The 24,760-nt window shown below is 53.3% G+C and carries 28 protein-coding genes; 17 read left to right on the top strand and 11 right to left on the bottom strand.

The window, feature by feature from the left end; translation table 11 throughout:
- Window positions 1-7 precede the first annotated feature (7 nt).
- On the top strand, window positions 8-778 hold the full coding sequence (locus K325_RS0104970; protein ID WP_029653164.1) for an SDR family oxidoreductase: 771 nt from the start codon (window positions 8-10) through the stop codon (window positions 776-778).
- A 63-nt stretch (window positions 779-841) separates the two neighbouring features.
- Here K325_RS0104970 and dacB read toward each other — a convergent pair whose 3' ends face one another.
- Entirely contained in the window at window positions 842-2,401 is a 1,560-nt protein-coding gene (dacB, locus tag K325_RS0104975) for a D-alanyl-D-alanine carboxypeptidase/D-alanyl-D-alanine endopeptidase (protein ID WP_029653165.1), read from the bottom strand.
- A gap of 250 nt (window positions 2,402-2,651) precedes the next feature.
- Between dacB and K325_RS0104980 the strand changes: the two genes are divergently transcribed.
- Window positions 2,652-3,419 carry a glutathione S-transferase N-terminal domain-containing protein gene (locus K325_RS0104980; RefSeq protein ID WP_029653166.1) on the top strand — a complete coding sequence of 256 codons (768 nt, stop codon included), beginning with the start codon at window positions 2,652-2,654 and terminating at the stop codon, window positions 3,417-3,419.
- A gap of 86 nt (window positions 3,420-3,505) precedes the next feature.
- Window positions 3,506-3,919 carry a GFA family protein gene (locus K325_RS0104985; RefSeq protein ID WP_029653167.1) on the top strand — a complete coding sequence of 138 codons (414 nt, stop codon included), beginning with the start codon at window positions 3,506-3,508 and terminating at the stop codon, window positions 3,917-3,919.
- A 4-nt stretch (window positions 3,920-3,923) separates the two neighbouring features.
- Here the strand turns inward: K325_RS0104985 and K325_RS0104990 are convergent, their stop codons facing one another.
- From K325_RS0104990 to K325_RS0105000, 4 genes are all read right to left on the bottom strand, one after another.
- A complete protein-coding gene (locus K325_RS0104990) occupies window positions 3,924-5,042 on the bottom strand; it encodes a PQQ-dependent sugar dehydrogenase (protein ID WP_029653168.1) in 1,119 nt (372 codons plus the stop codon).
- A 353-nt stretch (window positions 5,043-5,395) separates the two neighbouring features.
- The gene (locus tag K325_RS0104995; RefSeq protein ID WP_029653169.1) at window positions 5,396-6,205 is read right to left on the bottom strand and encodes a (2Fe-2S)-binding protein; all 810 of its coding nucleotides are present in this window, start codon (window positions 6,203-6,205) and stop codon (window positions 5,396-5,398) included.
- Window positions 6,192-6,314 (bottom strand): hypothetical protein, encoded by a 123-nt coding sequence (locus tag K325_RS18860; RefSeq protein ID WP_265596836.1) that lies wholly within the window; start codon window positions 6,312-6,314, stop codon window positions 6,192-6,194. Before K325_RS18860 ends, K325_RS0104995 begins: the two co-directional genes overlap by 14 nt.
- A gap of 52 nt (window positions 6,315-6,366) precedes the next feature.
- A complete protein-coding gene (locus K325_RS0105000; protein ID WP_029653170.1) occupies window positions 6,367-6,825 on the bottom strand; it encodes a YaiI/YqxD family protein in 459 nt (152 codons plus the stop codon).
- Between the two features lie 154 nt (window positions 6,826-6,979).
- Here K325_RS0105000 and K325_RS0105005 point away from each other — a divergent pair, with 154 nt between their 5' ends.
- Window positions 6,980-7,318, top strand: a complete 339-nt coding sequence (locus K325_RS0105005) for a zinc ribbon domain-containing protein YjdM (RefSeq protein WP_029653171.1) — start codon at window positions 6,980-6,982, stop codon at window positions 7,316-7,318.
- A 46-nt stretch (window positions 7,319-7,364) separates the two neighbouring features.
- Here K325_RS0105005 and K325_RS0105010 read toward each other — a convergent pair whose 3' ends face one another.
- Window positions 7,365-8,084 carry a tellurite resistance TerB family protein gene (locus K325_RS0105010; protein WP_029653172.1) on the bottom strand — a complete coding sequence of 240 codons (720 nt, stop codon included), beginning with the start codon at window positions 8,082-8,084 and terminating at the stop codon, window positions 7,365-7,367.
- Between the two features lie 236 nt (window positions 8,085-8,320).
- Between K325_RS0105010 and K325_RS0105015 the strand changes: the two genes are divergently transcribed.
- Together K325_RS0105015 and K325_RS0105020 are read left to right on the top strand one after the other, a co-directional pair.
- Entirely contained in the window at window positions 8,321-10,627 is a 2,307-nt protein-coding gene (locus tag K325_RS0105015) for a putative bifunctional diguanylate cyclase/phosphodiesterase (protein WP_029653173.1), read from the top strand.
- 66 nt (window positions 10,628-10,693) lie between these two features.
- Entirely contained in the window at window positions 10,694-11,197 is a 504-nt protein-coding gene (locus K325_RS0105020) for a copper chaperone PCu(A)C (protein ID WP_029653174.1), read from the top strand.
- On the opposite strand, the gene K325_RS0105025 is transcribed toward K325_RS0105020, so the two are convergent.
- Entirely contained in the window at window positions 11,194-11,967 is a 774-nt protein-coding gene (locus K325_RS0105025; RefSeq protein WP_029653175.1) for a class I SAM-dependent DNA methyltransferase, read from the bottom strand. The genes K325_RS0105020 and K325_RS0105025 overlap by 4 nt on opposite strands.
- A 412-nt stretch (window positions 11,968-12,379) precedes the next feature.
- Here K325_RS0105025 and K325_RS0105030 point away from each other — a divergent pair, with 412 nt between their 5' ends.
- The 8 genes from K325_RS0105030 (at window position 12,380) to K325_RS18550 (ending at window position 20,171) form a co-directional block, all read left to right on the top strand.
- Window positions 12,380-13,282, top strand: a complete 903-nt coding sequence (locus tag K325_RS0105030; protein ID WP_029653176.1) for a DUF7946 domain-containing protein — start codon at window positions 12,380-12,382, stop codon at window positions 13,280-13,282.
- Between the two features lie 110 nt (window positions 13,283-13,392).
- Window positions 13,393-14,382 carry a ParA family protein gene (locus K325_RS18360; protein ID WP_084694159.1) on the top strand — a complete coding sequence of 330 codons (990 nt, stop codon included), beginning with the start codon at window positions 13,393-13,395 and terminating at the stop codon, window positions 14,380-14,382.
- 120 nt (window positions 14,383-14,502) lie between these two features.
- Entirely contained in the window at window positions 14,503-16,362 is a 1,860-nt protein-coding gene (locus K325_RS0105035) for an ATP-dependent nuclease (RefSeq protein ID WP_029653177.1), read from the top strand.
- Window positions 16,363-16,448: 86 nt separating this feature from the next.
- On the top strand, window positions 16,449-17,195 hold the full coding sequence (locus tag K325_RS0105040) for a hypothetical protein (RefSeq protein WP_029653178.1): 747 nt from the start codon (window positions 16,449-16,451) through the stop codon (window positions 17,193-17,195).
- Between the two features lie 102 nt (window positions 17,196-17,297).
- Window positions 17,298-18,383, top strand: a complete 1,086-nt coding sequence (locus K325_RS0105045; protein WP_051146555.1) for a saccharopine dehydrogenase family protein — start codon at window positions 17,298-17,300, stop codon at window positions 18,381-18,383.
- 191 nt (window positions 18,384-18,574) lie between these two features.
- Window positions 18,575-19,210, top strand: a complete 636-nt coding sequence (locus K325_RS0105050) for a hypothetical protein (RefSeq protein ID WP_029653180.1) — start codon at window positions 18,575-18,577, stop codon at window positions 19,208-19,210.
- Window positions 19,211-19,346: 136 nt separating this feature from the next.
- Window positions 19,347-19,991, top strand: a complete 645-nt coding sequence (locus K325_RS0105055) for a DUF2625 family protein (protein ID WP_029653181.1) — start codon at window positions 19,347-19,349, stop codon at window positions 19,989-19,991.
- A 12-nt stretch (window positions 19,992-20,003) separates the two neighbouring features.
- Window positions 20,004-20,171, top strand: coding sequence for a hypothetical protein (locus K325_RS18550; protein WP_156836565.1), 168 nt, complete (start codon window positions 20,004-20,006; stop codon window positions 20,169-20,171).
- A 62-nt stretch (window positions 20,172-20,233) separates the two neighbouring features.
- On the opposite strand, the gene K325_RS0105065 is transcribed toward K325_RS18550, so the two are convergent.
- The 4 genes from K325_RS0105065 to K325_RS0105080 form a co-directional block, all read right to left on the bottom strand.
- A complete protein-coding gene (locus K325_RS0105065; protein ID WP_051146556.1) occupies window positions 20,234-20,818 on the bottom strand; it encodes a YqgE/AlgH family protein in 585 nt (194 codons plus the stop codon).
- 41 nt (window positions 20,819-20,859) lie between these two features.
- On the bottom strand, window positions 20,860-21,402 hold the full coding sequence (locus K325_RS18215; RefSeq protein ID WP_051146557.1) for a hypothetical protein: 543 nt from the start codon (window positions 21,400-21,402) through the stop codon (window positions 20,860-20,862).
- 1 nt (window position 21,403) lies between these two features.
- A complete protein-coding gene (locus K325_RS18865) occupies window positions 21,404-21,526 on the bottom strand; it encodes a hypothetical protein (RefSeq protein ID WP_265596837.1) in 123 nt (40 codons plus the stop codon).
- Window positions 21,527-21,683: 157 nt separating this feature from the next.
- Complete coding sequence (locus K325_RS0105080; protein ID WP_156836566.1) at window positions 21,684-21,905, bottom strand: hypothetical protein; 222 nt, start codon at window positions 21,903-21,905, stop codon at window positions 21,684-21,686.
- A 490-nt stretch (window positions 21,906-22,395) separates the two neighbouring features.
- Here K325_RS0105080 and K325_RS0105085 point away from each other — a divergent pair, with 490 nt between their 5' ends.
- From K325_RS0105085 to yddG, 3 genes are all read left to right on the top strand, one after another.
- The gene (locus K325_RS0105085; protein WP_029653186.1) at window positions 22,396-22,806 is read left to right on the top strand and encodes a VOC family protein; all 411 of its coding nucleotides are present in this window, start codon (window positions 22,396-22,398) and stop codon (window positions 22,804-22,806) included.
- Window positions 22,807-22,950: 144 nt separating this feature from the next.
- On the top strand, window positions 22,951-23,388 hold the full coding sequence (locus tag K325_RS0105090) for a hypothetical protein (RefSeq protein ID WP_029653187.1): 438 nt from the start codon (window positions 22,951-22,953) through the stop codon (window positions 23,386-23,388).
- Window positions 23,389-23,774: 386 nt separating this feature from the next.
- On the top strand, window positions 23,775-24,671 hold the full coding sequence (yddG, locus tag K325_RS0105100; RefSeq protein WP_029653188.1) for an aromatic amino acid exporter YddG: 897 nt from the start codon (window positions 23,775-23,777) through the stop codon (window positions 24,669-24,671).
- The last annotated feature ends 89 nt before the right edge of the window (window positions 24,672-24,760 follow it).

Below are 24,760 nucleotides of genomic sequence, written 5' to 3' on the forward strand. Positions count from 1 at the left end.
GAATTCCATGAGCAACGTGAACCTGTTTGATCTGACCGGCAAAGTCGCCCTGGTGACCGGCGCGAGCCGGGGGATTGGCGAAAGCATTGCCCGCACGCTGGCCCGGTCTGGCGCCCATGTGATCGTCAGCAGCCGCAAAATTGACGGCTGTGAAGCCGTTGCCAGCCGCATTCGAGAAGAGGGTGGCAGTGCCGAAGCCTATGCCTGCCACATTGGTGAGATGGATCAGATTGAGGCCGTTTGGGAACACATTGCCCAGGTACACGGAAAGCTGGATATCCTGGTGAACAACGCGGCGGCGAACCCTTATTTCGGGCCTGTGGAAGATACCGATCTGGGTGCCTTCCACAAAACCGTTGACGTGAACATCCGGGGTTACTTCTTCATGTGTGCCCGTGGTGCCCAGTTAATGAAGAAAAACGGTGGCGGGGCCATTGTGAACGTAGCGTCGGTGAACGGGGTGAACCCGGGCCATTTCCAGGGCATCTATTCGGTGACCAAGGCCGCGGTGATTTCCATGACCAAATCCTTCGCCATGGAACTCGGGCAGCAGAATATCCGGGTGAATGCGCTTCTGCCGGGGCTGACCGACACCAAATTTGCCAGCGCTCTGACGACCAACGAAGCCATCAAAAAGCAGGCCATGGCTCACATCCCCATGAAGCGTGTGGCAGATCCGGACGAAATGGCGGGTACTGTGCTTTATCTGGTGTCCAGCGCGTCCAGCTACACCACGGGAGCCTGCATCAATGCCGACGGTGGTTACCTGACCGTTTAGGTGCCGGCCAGGTGGACGGTATGAGCGATAAGTAAAAAGCCCCGGATATCCGGGGCTTTTTCATTACTGGATGGTGGAGGTTGCCATCTCGGATTGTGACAGGGCGGTGCCCACCGGAGGGCGGAAGTGCAGAGAGTAAAGTACGCGATCCAGAACCGCCTGGCCGTTCCAGGCCGGATCGTTGTTCACCATCCCGACAATGGCCCAGGTCGTGTTGTTATCGTCCCGGGTGAAGCCGGCAATCGACCGTACATTTTCGAGATAGCCGGTTTTTATCCGGCCTTCACCATCCATGCCAGTATTGCGCAAGCGGCGTGCCATGGTTCCGTCCATGGCGATGATCGGCATGGAGGCCATCAGGTCGGAAGCGTAAGGACTGTCCCAGGCCTGTTGCAGAATCTGGGCGCCTTGCCGGGCTGAAATGCGCCCATGACGAGTGAGCCCGGCACCGTTGTCGATCACCATGCCGGCTGTATTGATGTTTTTGCTTTCCAGCCACTCATAAACCTGTCGAATGCCGGCAACCCGGTCATCCTGCTCGTCATCCCGGCGATACTCTGCTCCGATGGTCAGCAGCATTTGCCGGGCCATCACATTGCTGCTCCACTTATTGATGTCGCGGACCATGGTAACCAGATCTGGTGACGTGGTACGCATGACCAGCCTGGCGTCTTCCGGCGTTTCGTTGAGTCGGTCGCCGCCACTGACGATGATGCCCATCTCCGAGAGGACCGATCGAATCAGCGAGGCCGAGTAGCGGTCGTGGGGTAACAGAGACAGATACGTCGTACTTCGGCATCCCTGGGGTAGCTCGCCGGTTACCCGCACGGTTACCCGCTGGTTGTCCTGAAACACGGGAGTCCAGTTGAAGCGGCTGCGGGCAGGGCAGGGGCCTTCTGGCAGGGCCGTCACACGGTTGTCGATTGCGACCTCGGCGAGGTTCGGGGAGGTCCAGGCCTGCGTACCCCGTTCATCGGCCCGAACCTGAAACTGCACGAGATTCAGGTTGGTCAGATACCCGGAGGGCTCCACCAGGAAGGGGGCATACGGGTTACTGCCGTTGTCCTCAAACACCGGAAACCCGCCATCAACCCGGAAGTAGCTGCCATCCAGCACCAGGTCACCCTCAACGCGGGTGATCCCCATGCTTTTGAGTTCTCGAAGTGTGCTCCACAGTCGTTCGAGCGTCAGTTTGGGGTCGCCGCCAAAGCGCACGTAAAGGTTGCCCTTCAGGGTGTCCCCAACCATGTCGCCATCGGTCAGGAAGTCGGTATTCCAGTGGTGCGTAGGGCCGAGCAGCTCCAGAGCCGCGTATGTGGTGACCAGCTTCATGATTGAGCCGGGGCTCATCAGTGTGTCAGCGTTCACATACTGTTCAAGGCCCGGACCATTCAGGGGAATGGCAGCCACACTGAGAGCCTCATCACTGTTCAGGGATTTGTGGGCGTAGTTGCGAATCTGGCTTGCCCACAACCGTGAATTGGCGAAGGCTTCTTCGGTCGACGAAGGCTCCTTAGCCGAAACATCCGCGACCGATACGGTCGCCAGTGCCAGTGCCAGCGCGCCTGACATAATACTGTCTTTGACAGAGCGTTTGCCTGCCCGCAACCCCTGAGTGATCATGACCGGAATCCGTTGGTGTGTTCTCTTTGTACAATAGCCCATTCCATCGATATGTACTATGCAGAAAAGCTATACATGACGTTAAAAAAAGGCAGCAGAGCCTTTGTTTGTATTGAGGTTTTGTGACAGAGCGTAAGTGGGTCCCAAGAATCAGTAAGTTAGTGTGACGCAGGCATGCGGGCCGTCGGGCCAATGGGTCTGGCGTTCCCTGTGGGACAATGCTGAAAACGATGAAGACAAGGGAATCTCTATGTTAAAAGCGCTGAAACATCAGGTGAATGTGCTGGAATCGGTTGCGACCTCATCCTTTTCGGCCTGGCGCGGGTGCCTGGTGGTTGCTGCGGTGCCTCAACCGGAAAAGCCGCTGGTTTTGTATGACATTGAAGCCTGCCCTTTTTGCCGTCGTGTTCGTGAGGTGCTGACCGCGCTGCATCTGGATGTTGAGATCCGGCCCTGCCCGAAAGGTGGCCGTGTCTTTCGCCGGGAGGCAGAGGCCCTTGGCGGCAAACAACAGTTTCCGTTGCTGCACGACCTGAATACCGGAGACGTGTTGTACGAATCCGGCGCTATCATTGAGTACCTGTTTCGACAGTACGCTGATCGCCCGGTGCCGCGTTATTATCAGGGCCGCCCCTGGCAGACCGCGTTGGGGGTGGCCGGTTCGGGGGCCAGTGAACTCCGTGGCATGCGGGCCCGCAGCGGCCAGCGGCCAGCTGAGGGATTACACCTCTGGAGTTTTGAAGGCAGTCCGTTCTCTCGTCTCGTGCGCGAACGGCTTTGTGAGTCTGAGATCCCGTATACCTTGCATAACCTTGGAAAAGAACACTGGACCGAGGTTGGGCCCGCCCGGCAACGGATCAAACCCGGCGCTTACCAACCGATTCCGGGAGGAAAGCGCGATGCGTTCTTCCAGAAGCATGGCCGGGTACAGGTGCCTTATCTCGAAGACCCGAATACCGGCGAAGCGCTGTTTGAGTCGTCCCGTATTCTGAATTATCTCGAAACCACATACGGGTAACAGGGCTGCCCGGGCGGGGCTGGTAATCCGGAGGCCAGCCGGTATCATTTGCGAGATCAGTGTGTTTTCCGAACCTCAGGAGCGTTATGTATACCGGCCAGTGCCTGTGCGGCGATATCCAGTTTGAATACGACGGCCCGGTTGGGCCGGTGGCGTTGTGTCATTGCAGCCAGTGTCGCCGCAACCATGGCAGTGCGTTCTCGGCCAGTGCGCCGGTTCAGAGGGTTCGGTTTCGTTTTGTGGCTGGTGAAAACCGGCTAACCGAGTTCGAATCCCGCCCGGGTAAATACCGGGCGTTCTGCAGCCGCTGCGGTAGCCCGATCTATAGCCGGGTTGACGCCATTCCCGGCATTCTCCGTTTGCGTACCGGTGTAATTAATGAGCCTCTGGGGAAAAAAGCGGCTCAGCATGTGTATGTTGGGTCTAAGTCCGACTGGTTTGACATCACGGACGATCTGCCCCAGTTCGAGAAAACCGAGCGAACCAACGACCCGCATTGACGCCTCAATCTGCAGGCGCCAGCCGGTATAGCTTGCCGTCGCTGGAATCTGTCAGCAACCAGAGCGCGCCGTCCGGGCCCATGCGAACGTCCCGGATGCGCTCACCAAGGCCGGTGAGGAGGTCTTCCTCTTCGGTCACCGTTTCTCCGTCCAGCTTCAGCCGCACCAGTTTCTGCTGTTTCAGTGCGCCGACAAAGAGATCATTCCGCCATTGCGGGAACCGTTCCCCGGAATAGAACGCCATGCCGGACGGCGCAATGGATGGGTCCCAGTAGTGCAGGGGATCGGTGACCCCCGTCATGGTGGTTTTGCCTGAAATGGGCAGGCCGGAGTAGTCGATGCCGTAGGTGACCATGGGCCAGCCGTAGTTATGCCCGGCGCGAAGTACGTTGATCTCGTCGCCGCCCCGGGGGCCGTGTTCGTGACTCCAGATTTCCCCGGTTTCGGGGTGCGGCGTCATGCCCTGAATGTTTCGGTTGCCGTAGGTGAACAAGGTGTCGTTGAACCCGGGGCGCGAGAGGAACGGATTGCCTTCTGCCGGGGCTCCGTTGAGCGTGATTCGGTGCACGCCACCGGCATCGTCTCCGGTATCCTGCGCCCGGTCCATCTCACCCCGGTCGCCCACGGCAATGTAGAGATTGCCGCTGCCATCGAATGCCATGCGGCCCGCAAAATGGCGGCTGGTGCCGGATCGGGGCAAGGCTTCGAAAATCACCTCCACCTTGTTCAGAGCCGTGCCGTCAAAAACTGCCCGTGCCACACGGGTGGTCATGCCCTGCCGGTTTTTGTGGGCGTAACTCAGAAACAACAGTCTGTTGTTGTCGAAATCCGGATGCAACTGTACATCCAGCAAACCGCCCTGGCCGGAGGCCACCAGGTCTGGCAGGCCGGTGACCGGTGCCGAAACTCGATGGTCCTGCCCGATCATACGCAGCCGACCCGCTCGTTCAGTTACCAGCAGGGCGCCGTCGGGCAGAAACGCCAGACTCCAGGGATGTTCCAAGCCCTCGGCTATGGTTTCCAGCCGGAAGTCGTGGTGTCGGGAGCTGAACGACTGCTCGCCAAGGGCTGGGGCAGTGGTGGTTACAGCCCACAGGACAAGCAAGGCTATTGAGCGTTTCATCGCGTCTCCTTTGGTTCGGCTTTCTTGGGGAACACTGGCCCGACGGATACCGTCCTCCGACAATACCAAAGTGTAGGGCACAAAAAAGCCACCGGTTGCGGTGGCTTTCGATGTACCGATCTCAGGAAAGTCAGAAACGATAGCTCAGGGCGAGCGACCAGTTGTTCCGGCCAGGCTGCTGCATTCCCTGGCAAGGGGTGTTCAGGTGTCAGGTTTCTAATAATGATTGTAATGATATGCGTTATCATTTAAAAGGGAGTGGAGGATCTAACCTGATCATTCAACGGGGTAAAGGGGGAGCCAGGTGATGGAACATGAAGTGCAGGAAGGCCTTAAGATCGCCGTGTCGGCAATCAGTGTTCTGCTGGTTGTTTTTGTGGGCCTGCTTCTGATGTCTTGAGACTGTCCATGCGGTCTTTCCGGTAGATGCCGCAGGTTCCGCAATACCCGCCTTCGGGGAGCCGATGCTTCAGACAGCACCCCCGGCGCTGGGGGATGGCACATCGCTGCTGGCTGAATTCAGCCGGAATCCAGTCAATGTAACGGTTCGCATCGCAGTCGAAGCCTGACAGCCAACGGCTGGCCTGTTGGCACAGCAGGTCTGGATCAACCTGATTCCACACCAGCGAATAAGGCGCGCCCAGCGCCAGACCTACGCTGCTCCAGTATGCGCCGGGGCTGACGCCAACGTCTTGTCGGAAAACCGGATACCAGCTCCGCATCTGTTCGGCCAGCGCCTGTGCAAAGTCATCGGGGCCCAGCGGCACGTCGTGTTCTGTGAGATGGTGCCAGCGTGGAGTACCCGCCGGTGTCGGGTCGTCTTTGCACAGGAATACCTGGTGCGGGTCCAGAGCCGTTCCGACGCCGTCGCGGAACAGCCGAATCACCATGGGGCCGATAATCTGCAGTGACAGATTCTTGTGCAGCACCGACACGCAGGCTTTATGCATCCGCGGGTGCCCGGCGGCCGGGCATTCGTCCCGAACCTGTTGTTCCAGAAGGGCTGGATCATCAAGCAATTGAGCCAGTGAAAATAAGGCTGGTTGCCTGGTTGTATCTGGTGCCAGAGCGCTGTTCAGGAGCTCTGACGGGTTAAGGTTGTGGCTGGCCAGCAGGTGTTCATAATCCGCCAGCCACAGTTCGCCTGTATTAGCTTCGCCCATGACGGCTTACCCCCCACAGCAATGACACACCACCGGTTACCTGGCCGGGGAGAATATTCGTGCTGCCAACGCGGACGGTAAGGTTCCGGACTTCAAAAAACGCAGGCATTCAGATCTCCCTGTTCATGTGCCAGGCAGGATAATCTAAATGCGAATATCTATCAATTGGTGTTGCGTGCGTTCTTCTGCAGCCACCGGTCAAGCTGGTCGGCGAACTCCTTTCGGTCGCCCTGACTGAAAGGCGCAGGGCCTCCGGTGACCTGCCCGGCACTGCGCATCTCCTCCATGAAGTTTCGCATGGCCAGGCGCTGGCGGATGTTCTCTTTGGTGAACGCCTGCCCCCGGGGGTTGAACACATCGGCGCCTTTCTCAATGGCTTCGGCGGCCAGCGGGATGTCCTGGGTAATCACCAGATCGCCTTTGCTCATCTGGTCCATGATTTCGTTATCGGCAACGTCAAAACCGTGAGGCACCTGCCGACGACTGATGAACGGGCTGGGTGGCAGGCTGATGGCGTGGTTGGCAATGAACGTTGTCTGGATGTGCCAACGGGTGGCGGCGCGGCAGAGAATCTCCCGGATGGGAACAGGGCAGGCATCGGCGTCGACCCAGATTGGCATGTCAGGTTTCCTTGATTGGTGTGCTGGGAGGCCAGTGTAACCTTCCGGCGCGGCAACCTGTTAGCACCTCCGGGCCCGGGCTGGCATGCCCCTGAACTTTATCGGGGTTTGTGGTGGTATAATCTGGTGCTCATCCAATTAACAGGAAATGATAATGTCCCAGTTACCTCCATGCCCGCAGTGCAATTCTGAATACACCTATGAAGACGGTGTTCAGCTTGTGTGCCCCGAATGTGGCCATGAGTGGACCGAGGCAGAGCAGGCAGCCGATGAAGCCGGCAAAGTGATTCGCGATGCTAACGGTAACGAACTCCAGGACGGCGATACCGTCACCGTTATCAAGGATCTTAAAGTGAAGGGTTCCAGCCTGGTGGTAAAAGTGGGTACCAAGGTGAAGAACATCCGCCTGGTGGATGGCGACCACGACATCGACTGCAAGATCGACGGGGTCGGGGCCATGAAGCTGAAATCCGAGTTCGTCAAGAAAGCCTGACGTACCGGGCTGGCACCAGAACCGTCTGGTGCCAGCAACACAAGGTTCAGCTGGCTGCGAGCACCTGCTGGTCCAGCTCCCGGGCCAGCCCCGGGTCCAGCTCGAGAGCGCCGGCCAGTTGTTCCAGCCAGGCCCGCTCCATGGGGTTCTGCTCGTCGATGATTACGGCGCTGACCACATAGATCTCCCGGGCTGCCTGCGGGGAATCCGCACTCTTAGCCAGAGTGTTGGCATCCAGCGGGGCGTCGAACTGCTGCTGAATCCACGCCTGAAGCTCATCATCTGGCCCTAACCGTTCGATTTCCTGAGTCAGGAGCTGGCGTTCGTTGGCATCGATGTGCCCATCGGCCCGGGCCGCCATGATCATGGCCTGCAGAATCTCCAGCCCTCTGCGTTCCTGGTCGGCCCCCTGCAACTGCTCCAGTGGCTGTCCTTGCTGAGCAGCGGAGGCCGCAGCCGGGGCCTGGTTGTTGCTCTGATAGTTCTGGTAGGCCTTCCAGGCCAGCACGCCAACGCCGGCCAGGGCACCGTACTTCAGCGCCTTTCCGCCCATCTTACGACCTCGTTTGGAGCCCAGCATCAGGCCCAGGGCACCGCCGCCCAACAGACTTTTTACGTCAAAGCCGCTGCCGCCTTTACCGCCGGAAAACTGGCTGCTCAGGCTGCCCATCATCTTGTTGACGTCCATCCCGCTCTGGCTGCCATTCCGGGCCTGGCCACCCTGGGCCTGGCTCATGATCTGGTTCAGCACTGACATTACATTCATGGTCGGGCTCCTTTTTCGACAGGTTGTCGATGACTGTGTAATCGATTCTAGCGCCAGTAAACCGGATTCGGCATGAACGCAGGATGAACAGATTGTCAAAGTGCGGCAGGCAAAGTTCCCGGCGCCGGGATTTTTTCTGATAAGGTGTTCATAAATCGGAGTGCGGATCTCATGATTACTCCTATAATGTTGTTTGGCGGGTAAAATCCACTCATCGGGACAAATGGACTGACCTCTTGGCGGCTCTGAAACGCAACATCTGGGCGCTGTATTTAGTCATCGTCGTAGTCGGCTTTGTGCTGTTGGCGGTGTCGTTGCATCAACGCTGGAAAGCCACGCTCTCCGATGAAATGTCCTATCAGCTGTCCCGGGCTGAGCTGATCTCCCAATCCGTTCACAGCCTGTTCCGGACCCAGGAACTGGTACTGGATGCGGTGGGCCGGGAACTGCTCAACAAAGGCGACGTGCTGACGGAGCGGAAAGAAGTTCCGCTGCTGGACAGCATACTCTCCGTCAATCCCTCGCTGGTGGGCTTCGGCCTTGCCCGCCCGGATGGAAGATTGGTGCGCACCAGCACCAACCTGGCTTCTGTCGATTTACCCAACCTCCTTGAGAACCCGAACACCGCACCAGGTTTCGAGCGCGCGCTCCGGTCTGATGTGATGGTGGTTGGCCGAACCTACTATGTGGAAGCGGTTCAGGACTGGCTGATCCCCATTCGCAAGGCGCTTCGTGATAGCGAAGGAAAGGTGGTTGCCGTGATGACCGCCGGGCTGCGCCTTGGCGCAGAGGGTTCCGTGCTGAACCCGAACCTGCATGACGGTGCCGACGACAGCGTGATCCTGTTCCGGGAATTCGACAAGTACGTGCAGTTCATGTCGCGGGACGGTGCCGAGCCGGAGCAGTATTCGGTAAGTCGAGTAGACCAGGCCAAGCAGACCGCCCAGCAAAAAGAGCTGGAAGCCGCCGCTGGCAGCACCATCGCCGACATTATGTCGAGCACCAACGCGGTGGTCTTCAGCATGACCCGGGACGACAACGACTACCTGACCGCCTCCATTTACGACCCCCGCTACCAGCTCTGGACCGTGTCTGAGACCCGGTTTGCGCCGCTGTACCGGGATTTCCTCGGAACCCTGATCCCTTACTTCTTTGGCTTTGTTGTGGGCGCGTGGCTTCTGTTCATGCTGTTCCGGATTATCGACCGTGCAGAGCGGGAGCGCCGGCGAGAGTTGCTGTACCAGGCCCGGCACGACGACCTGACCGGGCTTCTCAACCGCTCCGGATTGCTCGATTGCCTGGAAGAACGGTTGTCGCTGGCCAGGCCCTTCAGCCTGGTGCTCATCAACATCGATAACTTCAGCGGCATCAACGATCGCTTCGGGCTGGAATACGGCGACCACACCCTGGTGGAGTTTGGTCGGCGACTGGAGCGCCTGACAGACCGACAAGATGATCTGGCGCGCCTGGGCAGCGACGAGTTTGCGATTGTCACCCCGAACACCGACATCGGCTCGCTTACCGTGGCGTGCCGGGAACTGGTGGAAGACCTGGCCAAGATGTTTGAAGTGGGTCGCCTGCGCCTGCAAGTCGGCGCCAGTGTCGGCGTGGCGCGTTACCCGGAAGACGGAGACTCCCTCAGCAAACTCATTCGCAGTGCCCACCTGGCCCTGTACGAAGCCAAAGAGAGCCGAAGCTCGGTGGTGGTCTACAAGGCGGACATGGAAACCGCTTATTTGAGGCGGTTGACCGTGGAGCAGCGCCTCCGTTACGGACTGGCGACCGACGCCCTGTACATGGTGTATCAGCCACAGGTGAACCAGGCCGGCACCATTGTGGGCCTGGAAGCCCTGGTGCGCTGGCAGGACGAAGAACTGGGCAGTGTCTCGCCCTCAGAGTTTGTGGATGTGGCTGAAAAAAGCGGCCTGATGATTCCTCTGGGTGCCTTCGTGCTGGACACCAGCCTGAAAGAATTCCGTGAGCTGAGTGCTGCCCTGAACACACCGCTGGACCTGGCCATCAACATATCGGTGATCCAGTTCTGCCAGCCGGGGTTTGTAGACGCCGTACTGGCCGCGCTCAGAAAGCACGACGTGCCGCCCCCGGTGCTGGTGCTGGAAATTACCGAAACCCTGTTCATGGGCAACTTTGAACGAGCACTGAAGACCATCTGCGATTTGCGCAAGCACGGTATCCGGCTGGCCATGGACGACTTCGGAACCGGCTATTCTTCCCTGAGCCTGCTGCGGCAGCTGCCCCTCGATGAGCTGAAAATCGACAAGAGTTTTATCGATGGCCTGGTGGATGATGAACGGGCCGCCAACATGGTGCGCAGCATCGTCGCCATTGCCGAGAGCCACAACATGAGCCTGATTGCCGAAGGGGTAGAAGAGCAGAAACAGGTGGATGCACTGACGACCATGGGGTGTGGCCGCTTTCAGGGCTACTTCTTCAGCCGGCCACTGCCCATGGCCGACCTGAAGAAACAACTGATCGGCAGCGCCAGACAGCCCGACGCCCCTGCGACCATTCGTCGCTCCTGAATGCTTTGAAGTGACCGCCCGGCGCCGCTACATTAGTGATATTTGTCATTGAACAAGGAACGCCTGATGAAGCAGTGCCTGACCACCCTGGCCCTTACCGCCGCACTGGCGGCCCCAACGGCCTTTGCCGCCAACCACATGCATGCCCCGGCCGAAGGCAGCCACCCTGTGCAGATAGACCACCCCTGGAGCCGGCCCACCCCGCCGGGCACCCCCATGGGGGTGGGGTACATGGCCATCACCAACCACAGCGGCCAGGACATTACCCTGACCGGGGCTGAAACACCGAGAGCCGGGCACGTGTCCATCCACGAGACCTCCATGCACGAGGGCGTGATGCGCATGCAGCCGATGACCAACGGGCTGGCCATTCCGGCCGGAGAAACCGTGGAGCTCAAGCCCCACAGTTACCACCTGATGCTGGAAAAATTGCCGGAACCGTTGGTAGAAGGCGAGAAAATACCGGTGCGGCTGGATTTTGACGGGGCCGACGACCAGAACATTGAGTTAGTGGTGCAGCCTCTGGATGGCGCCCAACCCATGACCGACCATTCCCAGATGGCGCATTAACGCGCCTCGCCAACCGAATCCGGACCCTGGCGCTTAACGCAAACGAAAATCGCGTTTCCGGATTCGCCATCCCAGGGCACGATTCGCTCGTAGTCGTGCTCGAACAGGGTCACCTCAAACCAGGGCTCCAGTAGCCTGACCAGCTCCGGAAAGCTCAGGGCCACCATAGGGTGCTCATCGTGCCAGGATTCACCAAACCCGTTGGTGGAGCGGTGTATGCTCAGCCGGAGTGACTGACGCTCGCCGGGGCCCACGTAATGCCAGCCCGACCGGAACGTAAACTCACTCCCTTCGTGCTGCACAGAGTGGCCAACGTACAAGGCATTGTTGATGCGGGTTTTGTCCACCGCATTGAAACAGAACAGCCCGTTATCCGACAACGCCCGATGGGCGCTGGCGATACAGCCCCGCAGCTTGTCGAGCCCCTGGCTGTAATGGATGGAATACAGAAAACAGGTGATCAGATCGAACGACGTGTCGAACTGGAAATCACACATATCCCCAACACTGAACATCGCCTCCGGGCAGCGCTGTTGAGCCTTATCCAGCATAGGCTGGTGAATGTCGAGCCCTGCGCACTGAAAACCAAAGTCCTGAAAATGCCGGATGTGCGGCCCGGTACCGCACGCCAGGTCCAGATGGCGCAGGCCGCCATTCCCGAACAACTGGTGCAACCGTTTAACCGCGTGGCTCTGAGCCGGGTAATCAATATCGGCACACATCAGATCGTAGTAACCTGACAGATCGGTGTACAAAGCATTCGTCGACACGCAAAAGCCTCAGCAGCAATGGAACAAACCACCTCGGGCGAACAGCGGCTGCAAGGCGGGCCAAAGGCAGCGGGCAGGGCGTTTCGAGGGCGGCGTATGGTAGCCAAAAAACAGAAGGCCAGATAGCCACCCACGTAGTTATACGAACAGGGGCGTAGAACAACAGAGCCCACGCGCCAGTGCTTTGAATTTACGGGGATAATTAAACGGGAAAGGGAATTATACGAACGGAGAAAAGCGAACCGGTTCGTATAATTCCAGAAAAGGCATGTAGGGTGCATTTAGTAAGGTGATGAACTATATTGTTTTTTGGGAATTTTATAGAGCTGGGCGGCTGGAGTTATACGCCTGCGGGATAGGCGCCTTGGTTCGTATGATTAGCTGTTACAAATAAAAAGTAGACGAGAGATCCATGGCTAGATTCGACATTGAATTTGAATTGTCTTATACCGGGGCAACATCCGAAGAGCATGAAATAGATTTTTATGATGTTTCTCGAGCTCTCCTTGGGTTTCAGCGGACACTGGCTCTCTCTACGCACCTTGTTCTCAACGACCAAGTTATCACTCAAGCCCCTTCGCTTCGGGGAGCGAAAATTCACGCGTTGCCTGCCGAGGATGGTAGCTGGAAATTTACAGCGGGAATTATTTTTGCCGGGACGGCCCTCTATAACTTAGCAACAGCACCCAGCAATACCCCGCTCGGCCATCTAGTCTTCTCTGCATATGATTATGTCATTTCAGAGAGTCTTGGCTTCCATGTGGACTATGACAAATCCCTTGGACAGCTCTATGAAGAGTATCAAACGCAAGAGGTTGAACTTCCTCAAGTGCGGGAAGCCCAACTAGACTCGGTGATAGAAAAGTGCTCCACAGCAATCGTTGAAATCCATCGACCCATATACAAAACTGAGACCGCCAACTTTGCCGAGATAACAACTATAATCGGGAACGAAAGGCGCCCTGTCAGATCTATATTTTCAAAAGATAGCTACGAATATTTGACAGAAGAGTTTGTAGAAGAGGGTTTGTACTATTTAAGCGGCTTTGTATCCAGCTACAACAGCAATACATACAAAGGCCGGATGTATGTAAAGGCCGAGCAACGACCCATTCCTTTTATTTTAAGCGAAAATGTTCGGAAAGCAGAGAATATACCTTTAATTATAGATAGCCTTAAGGCGAGTGCCTTGCGGAATTATCAGGTTCCACCTATCGAGGTCTATTTTTCGGCCCAAAAAATAAAGTCAAAGACAGGCCATCTCAAGGGGTATGTTGTTCTGGCCATATCGCCGAGACCTATGGTGCGGCAATAATTTGTAACAAGGCCAGGCATGGCGACGTATACTACATTGCGGCTTTGCCTCCATTTCGTAGCCTCGCATGCTGGCTGGCGTTATACAGTTCTTAAGAGAAGGAGTAGAAATTGAAAATAATTAGTATTTTTAATAACAAAGGTGGGGTTGGGAAAACCACTTATATGTATCACATTGCTCACATGCTAGAGAAGCAAGGAAAAGTAGTTCTCGTTGTAGATTTGGATAGCCAATGTAATCTATCCGCTTACTCGTTATCGGATTCGGAGCTAGAAAAAAGTTGGAAAAATGATCGTGGTAATAGCATATGGAACGCGATCGAGCGTGTGTACGAAGGTCTAGGTGATATAAGGCAAAGGAAACCGTCTCTTATAAAAAGCTCTTACCCAAACTTGTATATAGTTCCTGGAGATGTGCTTTTAAGTAATTATGAAGATTCCCTTGGTGACACATGGAGCAGCGCGAAAGGTGGCAATGCTCCTGCACTAAGGGTTCAGTCTGCAATTTATCGCTATGTTAAGTGGGCTGCTGAACAGGTAAACGCCGATGTAGTGATGCTCGATTTAGGTCCAAATCTAGGAGCTTTAAATCGCTCTATTCTTGCAGCAAGTGATTATTTTATTGTTCCAATGTCTCCTGATCTATTTTCAATTAGGGGCACTAAAAACCTCGGAGCCAAGTTAGCACTGTGGAGAAAGGAGTGGGATCAATGTAATAACTCTAAAAATGGAGATATTGATTTGCCCAAAGGAGCCCCAACTTTTCTTGGTTACGTAATGCAGCAACATAATATCCGACGAAATTCAAGAGGTATGACAAGAGGCTGGTCTATATTTGGTGATCAAGTCGCGTCAGCGGTAAAAGAAAATATTGTTGATGTGTTAGAGCCTCTAGGTCAGGTACATAAATGGGGCGGTAACGATTGGAATATTGGACAAATACCAAATTTACATAGTTTGGTTCCGTACTCATTAGAGGCTAAAAAACCTGTATTTGACTGTACTTCTAAAGATGGTTTAAATGGAGCGCATATCAGCACTGCTAGAGATTCAGCTCAACATTTCCAGCCCATTGTGACAAAACTTTTGACTGTAGTGTGAGCTCTGTATAACACGGTGGTGTTGTCGCCTTCGGCTGGGACCCGCGTTTCGCTACACTGCGGCCCCAAACCACGGCATTATATATTTTTTCAACAATTTACTTAAATGATGGTGCTATAAATGATACCAAAAATTGAGAAATTGACCATTAAGAACTTTGGGTGCATCGGATCCGAAGGTGTAAGTGTTGATATTGATAGAATCGTTGTGTTAGTTGGAGCAAACAATGCTGGAAAGAGCACTATTCTAAGAGCATTTGAAGTGGTTACAGACTGTCTAAAGCTCGAACAGGATGATTTTCACAATAGACAAGTCAAGAATGACTCGTTTCCTGAAATCGAATTAATTTCGGTCGCCACTACCGAAACAAAGCCGGGCGATGAATGGTGTAAGTCTAGGGAAGACGGTACTTTCACTGTCAAAGAAAAATGGACCTGGGAAGGGATCAATGTCGAACCAAAACGGGTCGGCTATAACTACGAGATAGGCCGTTTTGCTCAGGAAGGTGATAAGGAAACAATGCCATGGGGAGCAAATAATAAAGCTAAGTCAAAACGCCCTAAACCTCACAGAGTCAGCACATTTGATGATCCGGAGGTACAAGCAAGGGCAATTAAATCGTTACTAAAAAGTCTATTGGATGAGGAAATAAAGAGTTTTAAAGAAAGTGAAGATGACGAAAAAACATCTTATCAGAAGATCGTATCATCTCTCGAAAAACTTAGGGGCGACACAAAAGATAGACAAGCAGATAGCGTCAGAGAACTTGAACGTGATGCAAATGACATAATTAGCAATATCTTCCCCAATCATGCTTTGTCGATTTTCGCGCCAGAGAGCACGTCTGCAATCAAGATTGAGTTACTGGGTGATGAATTCGACGTTAGAATGGGAATGGTTGGTGGAGAAGCATTTCCTTTAGACAAGCAAGGTAGCGGAAGCCGACGAACTGCTCTTTGGACGATATTAAAATTACTTGCGGATAAAGGTATAAAAGCAAAGAACACCACGTCTAAATCAGCTAGAGCTCAGCATGAAAATTTAGGCCTGAATAAGGCACATGTCCTTTTGTTAGATGAACCTGAAGTAAGCCTCCACCCCAATGCTGTTGAGAACGCAAGGGATGTGCTCTATTCACTTCCTGATGGGGATAATTGGCAAGTGATGATAGCTACTCATTCACCCAGTTTTATTGATCTGAGCAAAGATCACACAACAGTGATAAGAGTAGAAAAAAATGAACAAAGTAGAATCGAAACTACAACATTATTTCGTCCTGATAAAGCTCAGTTGGATGATGATGACAAAGAAAACCTTAAGCTCACGAATTTGTTTGATTCTCATGTATCGCATGCTTTTTTCGGAGGGCGTATCATCGTTGTTGAAGGAGATACCGAATACGCAGCATTTAACTACATAAAAGATCGAGAGGCATGTAAAGGAAACAACGAATACCATGATCTAAATATAGTTAGGGCGAGGGGCAAAGTTACCGTTGCATCAATGATGAAAGTGCTCAATCACTTCAAAGGAATATATTTTGTTTTGCATGACACGGATAGACCTAAATGTATGTCCAAGCGAATAGATAAGCAAAAAAGCAGCGGAAACAATAAAGTTTATACAACCTTTGAGATGAATAACCCAGCGTGGACGAATAATAAAAAAATACAAGATCAGATGGGGAGCGACTCAAGAGTATTTGCTTCAATTATCAATTTTGAAGAAGCTTATTTTTCAGAAACCGTTGGTAGTGATAAACCTGAGAACTGTATCAATCACATAAAGACTGATCTAGATGCGTATGGGTTGATCAAGTGCCTCTTGGACGCAATCCTCGGAATTGATAACGTTTCTCCCCCTGAAGGCGTTATTCAATGGAATAATGTCGACCAACTAGATCAAGCGGTATCTATGTATGAGTCTTCTGTTACCGTTATAGATTCAGAGCAAGAGCCAGAAATAGAAGGCGCAGATTAACCAATATAGAACATCAATTTATGGGGCAATCCCGTTTCGCGGGTATGCCCATGATTGAGGCCTGGTACTAAATAAAAGGAAGCTTTATGTCTGACTCGAGCAACGGGCAAAGTCGAGAATCACTTATCGTATTCGTTAATTTCACAAAAGGTCTATTTTTTCTCGCCCTAACAGTGACTCTCAGTTCCGCCGCGTATCTTTTACTTACTAATCCGGAACTCAACAGGCCTCTCTATCAAGATAATGCAGAGTTAGAAAAACAAGAGGCGGAAAAGCAAGATGCTGAGCCGAAAAAATGGTCATACACTTCATTGTCTGATGTTGCGGTTGCTTCCGAAAAATACCCAATTGTTGTCCTAAGAACGGGATTTAAAGTTATTCGAGTGGGGCCTCAAAAATCGTTAGTGGGCTGGAAGTACGAAATAGTAAACACTTCGCCAAGCACCAAATATGTTCCTGAGGTTGAGTTCGAGTTACAGGACGAAGACGGTTTTTATATTGCCTCTGGTCGGTCAGATTCGATTGCTCAGCCGGAATCTTATGGAGTAATAACTGGGACCATAGAGATTGACAACATTGATTTGGGGCGGTTGTCTCAATCTAGTTGGGTAATCCAGTTGTCGTCTAATTGGGAAGTTAATGAAGCTGGAACTGCGGGAAAGAGATATGACCGATTAAAAGCATTGGCACAGTCTCAACTGCCTGCATGGGCTAGGGAAGAGGCGGAAGATGAATTTCTAGGGGTATTTTCCGATAAGTGGAAGGCTATACAGGTTGGACTCGGTCTAGAATTCCCGAAGGATGATGAAAACGCCGAGACAAATTCGAATTGAGTACAACAAGGCGCGTACGTCGGACGTGGACTTCCCCCGGACGCCCTTGTAAAAGCGCCGTTTATTGCTGGCGTTGGATTGATTGGCTTGTCGAGCGTTCTGATGAATCGAGCTAACGAAAAAGAAACCGTTGTCGTGCTCGGTGGGTATGGTGCCGTTGGGGCTGCAGTATGCGAAGCACTGGTACTTAACTGTCGGGTTGTTGTTGCCGGCCGTGACTTTGACAAAGCTCAACATATGGCACGGCGACTCGGCGAACAGGCCGAGGCAGCACAGCTGGATACGACAGCCCCGAGCACCTATAGAGATCTTCTGAAGCGAGCCTCCGTGGTCGTCAATTGCGTAGAGCATAATAACTTTGCAGTGGCGGAACAGTGCCTGGCCCACTCAGTGCATTATGTTGATGTTTCAGCTTCAGCCGATGTGATCAGTCAACTGCAAACCCTGGACTCATCGGCGAAGTCTGCAAATGCGACGGTGGTTTTTAGTGTTGGTGTTGCTCCGGGTCTGACGAACTTACTGGTAGACCATGCTCAATCGCGCTTGGGCCCGCTGAAACGTGCTGATATATTCGTCCTGCTGGGCCTTGGTGAAAGCCACGGTGCAGCCGCGATCCAGTGGACCTTGAAGCAATTTGGGCATAAGTTCTCCGTAAAAACGGATGGTGCCCGAAAGGAAGTGAGTGCGTTCTGTGAAGGATTATCGACCACAATGCCAGAGCCATTCGGCCGACGGACGGGGTACCGCTTCAACTTCTCGGACCAGCATACATTACCAGCGACGCTCGGAATCGAGAGCGTAAACACCTGGTTGTGTTTTGATTCGCGAGCGGTTACCAGAATTCTTTGGTGCCTCGCGAAGTCGCAGCTCCTGTCGGTTCTTCCTCTATGGCGCTGGTCCAACACGATTTCAAAACTTTCTCAGTGGGTGCCAATGGGTGGGACTCAATTCGCCGTTCAGGTGGATGCTATCGGTGGCAATGAGAGCACGAACCGCTTTACCCTTACCGGAGATGGCGAAGCCGATGTGACTGGCCATGTCGCAGCGCACGTCGCCGGGTATTTGTTAAGCTCCTCAGCGCCACCGGGAGCACTGCACCTTGAGCAGCTGATGAATCTCGAGATGCTTCTTGAGATGCTGGGCAATAGATTGTTCGTAACAGAAAGTGTGTCGGAGCCGGGGATGTAGACACCCAACCAGTCGCTCAAGTTCGTTCCAGGCCTCGCGGCCGTCTACCGGACGGCCCTGTCGTGCCCCCAGCCAATGGGTGAAGTCCACGCTGTCAATCCACAAAAAATAGTTCTGTCCCGGCTATTGTTGAGCCGCTACAGTCCGCGGACGACTGAATTTTCACTTGCCAGGTATTCAAGGGAATAGAAATGAACGTTTCGATGTATCGCAATCTGATTTGGTTGGTCGTAGAAAGCACCGACCTAGAGGGAATCGTTGACCACCTGAAGGGTGAAGCGGATATCACGTCCATCAGCGATTTGGGGGCTGCCGACGATCTGCGCCTTATCTGGAGAACTTCACACCTGGTTGTCGCGGATCTTGGTGGGCTTATCTACGTTGGTGGTTGGGGTTTGCCATTCCGGCAGTATGGTCTCAGGGATAGGATGGAAATACTGGATGAATGCCTACGCAACCTGGCAGGATTCGCCGCTAGGTTAAGCCAGAAGTTTGGGACAACGTATGGCTTTGGCGACCATCAAGGCGGCATATACAATTTTTGGTTCATGACGGAACGCGGTCAGATAACAAGACAATACGCGGTGTATCATGATGGGCTTCAAGAATATGAGCAAAGTCACATCTCAGTGGGTGAACCAACCGAGGCAGAGGTACAAGCTGCCAACCGCTGCTATATCAACGGGTTGTCTACACATGGATGTTATCCGGATGAAGCGGACGTTCGGGAAATAGCCACGAACTGGGTTCTTGATCCGCAGCAGTTTTCGCAACGGCTGGTCAGAGCCAAGCTGATTGAGTGGAGCCTGAAAAAGCCCGGGGCATGAGAACGTGAACTAAGCCGTTGACTTGGCTCTCGTCTCTACCGACGAGATATTGACGATGTCTGGAATTCGCTTGGAGAAGCCCAATAGTGCCATTCATGCGACAAGCGCATGAAGACTGGCGTTATATGAGTCAAATATGAAAACTATCGAAGAATTAATTGATCAAGAAAACTCTTTTTTCGACGTGATGAAGGAATGGATTTCCGAATCTAAAAATCAGGTTACATTATTATCTCCTTCTGTTGATTGTGCTCAAGTTTTGATGGACGTGCAGGTAACCACTCGGTCGATTCTGGGTACTTTAATCTACCATACTGGTGGTGTACTGATTGACTATGGCTGGGTCAGAGTATTAGGTTCTGGTAACGAAGTATTTCCAAGAAATGTAGTTAGTTGGAATAAAAATAGTAACGTTAACGGCCTATACCTCATCGCAGACGATGTCGCTGGTGGATTCTATGCAATTAATGGCGGTGCATTTCCTGGTGAGGTGAATACCATTTATTATTGGCCACCAGATTCAATGGAGTGGGAGTCACTTGATTTAAAATTCTCTGATTTCTTCGGATGGCTGCTCTCAGGAGACTTGGATACATTCTACGAGGGGCTCAGGTGGGAGGGGTGGAAGAAGGATCTTGAGAATATATCGACAGACCAATGTGTTTCTTTTTACCCGTTTTTATGGACTGACCAAGGCGGCTGTAACACTAGTCGTCGAGGGGTGGTGCCCATTAGTGAGGCACTATCGTTAAAGTATGATCTATTGTCTAAAATTCAATAGTGTAGTGGTTCAATGATTCCGGATACCAGCGAAGGTGGTAAGAACGCCACCATAGACGAGGTGTCTGACGACCAGCAAGCGAAGTTCCTCGGGGTGCTCGAAAATGCCATGGCCGAAGACCTTACGAGTATCATAAAGGCCATCAACTATTACTATGAAAATGATGCTTTTATCAACTAGCTCGGGTTTATGGCTTTAAGAAAATGCACCAGCCTCGGCCCGAAAAACCGGGCCCGGGCTTGCTACCAGCTCAGAGAACGAGACTTGGCCTTACGAGGTGTTGGGTCAGAGTATTTCATCAACGCCAACAGATCGGCGGCGCCTACGACGCTTGCATCAAACGGAATGGACTCGAGAACGTCCAATGTTGATGGGAAGTGGTGCCAAAGCGAGTGGGCGAGTTCTTGTTCCAGTTGGCGGGGCCCCCAGCCAAATGTCCCGATGCCGCAACAGGGTAGGTGGTCGGGAGTGCAGCTCTGAAATGCCTCCTGGTCGAAATTCAGGCGCAGGCAGTCATTACCGATGGTGCTTTGGTAACGCTTTGGATTGCGGCTTAGCAGCCAGGGGCGGTCCATAAACAACGGGCCGCCCGCGATCACTTTGTTCTTGGTAACCAGCCGGTCTTCAGAAAGGTTACCCAGCAATGGCAGAGTTTCGGCCAGCTCTTCCAGGCGCTTACTGTAATTCTGGTTGAGAGAAACGCCCACAGCACCTTTGTCTGAGTGTTCAATGATGTAGACCGCCTTACCGGCAATGTTTTCAAACTTGGGATTATCTGAAATAGCCGGATTGGCGATCAGCAGGCTATCGGTTAGAAATCCAGTCATAAATAACGTCCATCCATAGAGTAAAGTTGATTCATTGTGGGTCAGAACTCGCCGTTTTCATGCCGCTGGGCAATCTGCTTGAACAGGTCAAACAGCCCATCCTCAAACAGCCATGGGTCGCCCATTTCGAACATCTGGCAGCGGCTACGAGTTATCAGGGTACTGTGTTCGTAGCGGTTCAGGTTGTCGAAGGAATAGCCGGGTATAAACTCGCCGCCGTAGGCTGCTCCCCGGGTTACGCCGAGGACTTCACCGTCGACTGGCTCTTCGATGGTTTTAGCGCCTCGGGGCACTGCATTGGGATGATCTGGTGGCAGGAAAAACCGCTCGGTCGTATCCACAAACCAACGAGCCCCGGCGATGGGGTATTCGTATTGACGAATGGCATACTCACCAGGCTCATCATCAAACTGAATCCATTCTTTCTTAACAACAATCAAGCGTCCCTCATAAACAAAAAAATGCCAGAGCTGAGGCGAATAGGTACTTCGCGCTTGATCCAGGCTTTCTCCCACTTTGAGATAGCCCTCGGGTGGAGTGTCAGGGTCAATGAAAGGCCAGGGGGGCAATTTGGGGTAGTTCATGTCAATCTCCGAAATCTATTGGGATCAAATCGATCAGTTCCACATAGGCATCCAGTCCGCCCTGGCCACCGTTGGTCATGGCATGGAAGGTCTGAGGGTTATTCTCTACCGTCAGCGTTTCCATGGCTCCGTGAATCACCTCGCCATCTCGCGAAAGCGCTGTGTGTTTGGTCAGGCCGTTGCCCAAGAAATATTGGTTCGCGCCAGTGTCAGTCTGAACATTAAAGCGTGTCCCAAATTGCTGCAGTTGGGTTGCATCGAGTCCTTGCCGAATTAAGTTCTCAGTGGTCTTTCAGGGCGCGGATCAGGCGGGGAGGCAGGTTGTCTGCCAGTACTTCGCTCCGGCGTTGGGTTGGGTCGAGGTTCTCGATAGAGACGCTGGCGGTAGTGTACGGGCTGAGTATTCGACCGACGATGTCCACCGCGCTCATCGGGTGAACGAGAGTGAGCAAGTCCTGGCGAGAACGCGGGAGGTCCGTCACATCCGTGAGACGGTAGCTCATAGGCTCAAATCCTTGAGTTTGCATAACAACCGGCCTCCTGGCCGGTCAATCAAGCCGCAAAAATAGCGGATTCTTACGTATGGGGCAACCGGCTTTGTATACTGCTTCATCCCTTCCCATGTTCAGTATTTGATGCTGAAATTAAGACCGGGCACGGGCAATATTCGAGTTTGAGGTCTTATTCCTGGAGTGGCCTTATTGGCCAACCACTGAATGTACGGCCAGGCCCATTGCCTTACACCTTCAGCTCCGCTCCTTGTGGGCGTATGCTGCGAGGGATAGAGCCCTTTCGAACCTTGGAAAAAGTGCCGAGTGACGAAGGCTTTCGCAATCTGAAAACGAACTGGTGCGAAACTGGGGTTGTTTCAGTCAGCGAGCAAATTGGTGATTACACGGGGCATCCGAGGTTCGCTATGGAGTACCGCTCGTAACCACGGGAGGTTGTCTGGCGTGGTCCTGGCGTCAATCGTGCTCACTTTGGAGGAAGGACATGGATATCAAATGCATTGCCGGGTTTGCATCGATAACCAAAGATCCCGCAGCAAGCGCTTCTCTGTATCAGCATGCACTGGGGTTACCATTGGAGGCGATGGACGATTATCGTTTTATGGATAGGTTCCCGGGGGCGAACCACTTTGGTGTCTGGCCGCTTTCTATGGCGGCTCAGTCGTGTTTTGGGCAGGATGAATGGCCTGAAAGCGTTCCCGAGCCCACCGCCACAATTGAGTTTGAGTTGGCGGATGCTGCGGCTGTCGAGGCGGCGGTGCAAGAAATGAAAGCAAGTGGTCAGGCCTTCGTTCACGAAGCCCGCACCGAGCCGTGGGGGCAGACGGTCGCAAGGTTCATGAGCCCCGAAGGGGTGTTGATTGGCCTGAGTTATGCCCCGTGGCTTCATGAATAAACGCAGCGCCTTCCCCTGTCCAAACCGACCGGTGTTTCAAGGCGCTTGTTGCCTCGGCGATTGACCAGCTCAGAGCCGTTTGGAATGGCATAGGTCAACAGATGGGGCAGGGTAGAATCAAACGTCAGACACGAGGGAGCTCCAGTGACCACGAGAAGTGAATTGCTAGCCAGATTGCAGACGTTATCGGAAGCAGACCCGAGCGGCTGCCCGGTTGTGACGCTGGACGAATATTTTGTCGGGAACGACGATGAAGAATCCATTGCGCCCAATAACTGGGGCTATGGACGCCCATCTATTCAGGTAATCTATAGCCATTTCAAAGAAATAGAGAGCCGGGCCGATGTGCAGGGTGTGTATGTTGGATTGCACGATGAATGGTCAGAGGCCCTTGAGGATGACGAGCTTTGGCCCGCTGCCGAGAATGTTCATGTGATTTCGTCGGCTCCGGAATCAGAGGTACAACTCTGGGTCGAAGGCCTGGAGGCGGATGGCGTGGGCACGGGCTGGCCTTATGGGGAGCATAAGCTCTCGCCCAAACCTGAGGATGGCCATACTGTTTACACCGTGTATTGGGACTAAGGTGGATTCTGGGCTTTGGCCCGACCGTCCGGAAAGCGTACTACGCACCCCACCAGGAAAATGTTCCTTTCTTTATGCTTTTCATGAGTCGAAATCTGTTTGCGCTTTTGGCTCTGGAGAGCTATTCGCTGGCCACCGTTTTGTTTCCTCTGTCAGTTGGCATCGCTTGCCTGATTTTGATTATGATCATTGGCTATCGGCGGAGGGTGGTGTGTGTTTAAAGCTGTATTTGATTAGCTGAAACCAGTGCTTACAGCTACTTTCCGGCATGTTCTCTCCGCCGAAAATCGAAAGGGTTCTGCCGTAATCCGAAAGCTATGGGTACCCCACCGATCATAAACTGCTCCCTTTGTTGGTTATGAACCGGTTGCTTTCGGGGAGGTGTTATGGCGATGGCTATTTCGGCAACATGGATAGGCTCCATTTCTGTCTTTTTGTGGGGAACGCTCGCACTGCTGACCAAGCTCTCCGGGGAAGGCATCCCGGAGTTTCAACTTATGGCGATGACGTTTGGCATCGCATTCATGCTGATGTGTGTTCGCTGGTTCTATGTTGGGCATAGTGGAGTCCGGTATTTGCGTCAGCCAATCCTAAGCTGGTGTATCGGCGTTGGTGGCCTTTTCGGTTACCACTTTGCTTATTTCAAGGCTATGACATTGGCTCCGGCAGTAGAGGTGAGTTTGCTTGCCTACCTCTGGCCGTTATTTATCGTTCTGATGTCGTCATTGTTGCCCGGTGAATCTTTAAGAACACAGCATGCTATGGGTGCCATTATAGCTCTCGCGGGATGTTGGTTGTTGATTGGCAGTAATAGCGGCGGTTTTACTATGGCGAATTTTAACGGCTATCTGATTGCTTTTGTTGGGGCATTAATATGGTCGTCCTATTCTGTTCTGTCCCGGTTGGTAAAAAGCGTGCCGACTGATGCTGTAGGCTGGTTCTGTGGTGTAACAGCCGTCCTGGCTTTGCTGTGTCACCTGATTTGGGAAACAACGGTGTGGCCTAAAGGGTGGCTTCAATGGTCTGCTGTGTTGGGGCTTGGTTTGGGGCCGGTCGGTATCGCATTTTTCACTTGGGATTACGGCGTTAAGCACGGCAACATCCAGTTTCTTGGGACCCTGGCTTACAGCGCTCCACTCATCTCAGTGGTGTTGCTGATCTTGGCTGGATATGGAAAAGCCACAGCCGCTGTCATGGCGGCCAGCATTCTGATTGTGCTGGGCTCCGTGGTCGCTGGTACGGCCGGGCGCCGGGCTGCTCCCGAGTCTGAAACCGTTCACTGATCACATTTTGTTCCTAAGGAAATGATAGATTGGTCGGGACGTCTATCAAGAGGTTTAACCAAAGTTGGATACCACCATCGATAAGGAGA

The organism is Marinobacter daepoensis DSM 16072, from assembly GCF_000421165.1.
Classification (GTDB): domain Bacteria; phylum Pseudomonadota; class Gammaproteobacteria; order Pseudomonadales; family Oleiphilaceae; genus Marinobacter; species Marinobacter daepoensis.

Coding starts and splice junctions, on each gene's coding strand:
- K325_RS0104970 (WP_029653164.1), top strand. CDS start 8: ATGAGCAACGTGAACCTGTTTGATCTGACCGGCAAAGTCGCCCTGGTG.
- dacB (WP_029653165.1), bottom strand. CDS start 2,401: ATGATCACTCAGGGGTTGCGGGCAGGCAAACGCTCTGTCAAAGACAGT.
- K325_RS0104980 (WP_029653166.1), top strand. CDS start 2,652: ATGTTAAAAGCGCTGAAACATCAGGTGAATGTGCTGGAATCGGTTGCG.
- K325_RS0104985 (WP_029653167.1), top strand. CDS start 3,506: ATGTATACCGGCCAGTGCCTGTGCGGCGATATCCAGTTTGAATACGAC.
- K325_RS0104990 (WP_029653168.1), bottom strand. CDS start 5,042: ATGAAACGCTCAATAGCCTTGCTTGTCCTGTGGGCTGTAACCACCACT.
- K325_RS0104995 (WP_029653169.1), bottom strand. CDS start 6,205: ATGGGCGAAGCTAATACAGGCGAACTGTGGCTGGCGGATTATGAACAC.
- K325_RS18860 (WP_265596836.1), bottom strand. CDS start 6,314: ATGCCTGCGTTTTTTGAAGTCCGGAACCTTACCGTCCGCGTTGGCAGC.
- K325_RS0105000 (WP_029653170.1), bottom strand. CDS start 6,825: ATGCCAATCTGGGTCGACGCCGATGCCTGCCCTGTTCCCATCCGGGAG.
- K325_RS0105005 (WP_029653171.1), top strand. CDS start 6,980: ATGTCCCAGTTACCTCCATGCCCGCAGTGCAATTCTGAATACACCTAT.
- K325_RS0105010 (WP_029653172.1), bottom strand. CDS start 8,084: ATGAATGTAATGTCAGTGCTGAACCAGATCATGAGCCAGGCCCAGGGT.
- K325_RS0105020 (WP_029653174.1), top strand. CDS start 10,694: ATGAAGCAGTGCCTGACCACCCTGGCCCTTACCGCCGCACTGGCGGCC.
- K325_RS0105030 (WP_029653176.1), top strand. CDS start 12,380: ATGGCTAGATTCGACATTGAATTTGAATTGTCTTATACCGGGGCAACA.
- K325_RS0105035 (WP_029653177.1), top strand. CDS start 14,503: ATGATACCAAAAATTGAGAAATTGACCATTAAGAACTTTGGGTGCATC.
- K325_RS0105040 (WP_029653178.1), top strand. CDS start 16,449: ATGTCTGACTCGAGCAACGGGCAAAGTCGAGAATCACTTATCGTATTC.
- K325_RS0105045 (WP_051146555.1), top strand. CDS start 17,298: ATGAATCGAGCTAACGAAAAAGAAACCGTTGTCGTGCTCGGTGGGTAT.
- K325_RS0105050 (WP_029653180.1), top strand. CDS start 18,575: ATGAACGTTTCGATGTATCGCAATCTGATTTGGTTGGTCGTAGAAAGC.
- K325_RS0105055 (WP_029653181.1), top strand. CDS start 19,347: ATGAAAACTATCGAAGAATTAATTGATCAAGAAAACTCTTTTTTCGAC.
- K325_RS18550 (WP_156836565.1), top strand. CDS start 20,004: ATGATTCCGGATACCAGCGAAGGTGGTAAGAACGCCACCATAGACGAG.
- K325_RS0105065 (WP_051146556.1), bottom strand. CDS start 20,818: ATGACTGGATTTCTAACCGATAGCCTGCTGATCGCCAATCCGGCTATT.
- K325_RS18215 (WP_051146557.1), bottom strand. CDS start 21,402: ATGAACTACCCCAAATTGCCCCCCTGGCCTTTCATTGACCCTGACACT.
- K325_RS18865 (WP_265596837.1), bottom strand. CDS start 21,526: ATGGAAACGCTGACGGTAGAGAATAACCCTCAGACCTTCCATGCCATG.
- K325_RS0105080 (WP_156836566.1), bottom strand. CDS start 21,905: ATGAGCTACCGTCTCACGGATGTGACGGACCTCCCGCGTTCTCGCCAG.
- K325_RS0105085 (WP_029653186.1), top strand. CDS start 22,396: ATGGATATCAAATGCATTGCCGGGTTTGCATCGATAACCAAAGATCCC.
- yddG (WP_029653188.1), top strand. CDS start 23,775: ATGGCGATGGCTATTTCGGCAACATGGATAGGCTCCATTTCTGTCTTT.